General features: G+C 68.7%; 1 protein-coding gene. It reads left to right on the top strand.

All coding sequences use genetic code 11. From position 1 onward, the window contains the following. Positions 1 to 317 precede the first annotated feature (317 nt). On the top strand, positions 318 to 2,602 hold a 2,285-nt coding region (locus tag AC2VOP_RS05710), incomplete at its 3' end, for an HAD-IC family P-type ATPase (protein ID WP_486960050.1).

Raw genomic sequence — 2,602 nt, 5'->3', positions numbered from 1 at the left:
AGTCGAGCTGCGGGTGGTTGAGCACACACGCGATGGCGGCCTTCCCGACGCCTCCTGTGGCCCACTGGATCACGCGAAGCCTGGTGGGGTCACTCATCTGCCGCCCTCCCGAATCGAACGCCTGCGGAACGTCTGCACGGCCTTGCGGGCCCGGGCCTGAACTGGCACAGTAGGAGCAGCTGACCGTGACTGTCAACGACGATCCGCCCCGCCTCGATGACTTAGGGTCCTGGTGACCTAAGGCTCTGACCCGCAACGTTTCCGGTGCGAACACTTCAGGGGTGACGACTGATCGGCCAGGTGGGCGAGGTGAGGCGATGCCGGCGGCGCGGGCTTCCACCGAATTTGCGACGACTGCACACCACGGGCTGGCCGCACACGAGGTCGTGCTGCTGCTGGAGACCGATCCGCATCGCGGGCTGTCGGCGGGCGAGGCGGCCGAGCGCCTCGAGCGTTACGGCGCGAACGTGTTGCCCCCGGCGGCGGGAGCCGGGCTGCTGGTGCGGGTCCTGCGGCAGTTCCATCACCCGCTGATCTATGTGTTGCTCGTCGCCGGCGCGATCACCGCGGGGCTCGGTGAATTCGCCGATTCGAGCGTCATTTTCGGTGTGGTGCTGATCAACGCGGCGGTGGGCTTCATCCAGGAGTCCAAGGCCGAGGTCGCCCTCGCAGGCCTGCGCGAGATCGTTCACACCGATGCCAAAGTAGTCCGCGACGGCCGGGAACGAACCCTGCCGTCCGACGATCTCGTCCCCGGTGACCTAGTCCTGCTGGAGGCCGGGGACAAGGTTCCCGCCGACGTCCGACTGCTGCGCGAGACGGAGTTGCGCGTCGACGAGTCGGCACTGACCGGTGAGTCGGCACCGGTCGACAAGGGCGAGACCATCCTGGCTGAGTCCACCCCGGTGGCCGACCGGCGCAACATGGCCTACTCGGGCACACTGGTGACGGCCGGACATGCGGCCGGCGTCGTGGTCGCCACCGGGGCGGAGACCGAGGTCGGAGAGATCCATCGTCTCGTCGGAGCCGCGGAGACACTCGCCACCCCGATGACCGAGAAACTCGCCCGGTTCAGCATGATCCTGACGGTGGGCATTCTCGTGCTCGCCGGCCTCACGTTCGCCGTTGGGCTGCTTCGTCGCCAGGATGCCGTCGAGACCTTCACCGCGGCGATCGCCCTCGCGGTCGGTGCCATCCCCGAGGGGTTGCCGGCGGCGGTCACGATCACCCTGGCCATCGGGGTGGCCCGGATGGCGCGGCGGCGTGCGGTGGTCCGGCGACTCCCTGCCGTCGAGACATTGGGCAGCACAACCGTGATCTGCACCGACAAGACCGGAACGCTGACCGAGAACCAGATGAGCGTGCGGCTGATCCGGACCGCTGACACGACCGTCGAAGTGACCGGGTCGGGCTATTCACCCGACGGTGAGCTGATCAGCGCCGACGGCGCACCGGTGGCGATCGATGCCGACACGGCGCTGCGGTGGTCGCTGCTGGCGGCGGCGTGCTGCAATGACGCCGCCCTGAGCCACGAGAACGGGCGGTGGGATGTCATCGGCGACCCGACCGAGGGCGCAATGCTGGTTGTTGCCCTCAAGGCGGGTCTTGATCCGGAGCGGCTTGCCGAACGCCTGCCGCGGATCGCGGCCCTCCCGTTCAGTTCCGAGCGGCGTTACATGGCCACCATGCATCGCGACGACGACGGGTATGTGGTCTTGGTCAAAGGTGCGGTGGAGCGGATCCTCGAGCTGTGCGAATCGCGGATGAGAGCAGACGGCTCGTTGCAGGCGCTGCAGCGTGACGCGGTGCTGGCGGACGCCGAGCGGCTGGCCGGCCGGGGGTTGCGGGTGTTGGCGACCGCCGTGCGCGCCATGGACGACCCCGATGACTTCGATGGCGAGGCGTCACCGGGTTCGCTGGCGCTCACCGGGTTACACGCGATGCTCGATCCGCCGCGGGCCGCCGTGGCGCCTGCGGTCGCCGCGTGTCACGCCGCGGGCATCGCGGTCAAGATGATCACCGGCGATCACGCGGGAACGGCGGCCGCGATCGCGACCCAGGTCGGTGTGCTCGACGGCCGGGACATACCGGGAACGGTGCTCACCGGCGTCGATCTGGCTGCGCTGGATGCCGGCGAGTTCCCGGAGGCGGTGGCCAGGGCAACCGTGTTCGCCCGGGTGTCGCCCGAGCAGAAGCTGCGGCTCGTCCAGGCGTTGCAGGGACAAGGCGACGTGGTCGCGATGACCGGCGACGGTGTCAACGACGCACCAGCCCTGCGGCAGGCCAGCATCGGCGTTGCCATGGGCAGAAGCGGCACCGAGGTCGCCAAAGACGCCGCCGACATCGTGCTCACCGACGACGACTTCGCCACCATCGAAGCCGCCGTCGAAGAAGGCCGCGGCGTCTTCGACAACCTCGTCAAATTCCTCACGTGGACGCTGCCCACGAACATCGGTGAGGGACTGGTGATCCTGGCTGCCATCGCCGCCGGTGCCGCACTGCCCGTCCTGCCCACCCAGATCCTGTGGATCAACATGACCACCGCGGTGGCGCTCGGGCTGATGCTCGCCTTCGAGCCCAAGGAGGCCGGCATCATGACCCG

Source organism: Mycobacterium sp. TH-M106, from assembly GCF_057473765.1.
The sequence above is the reverse complement of the archived record's forward strand: the minus strand, read 5'-3'. Positions and strand labels throughout refer to the sequence as shown.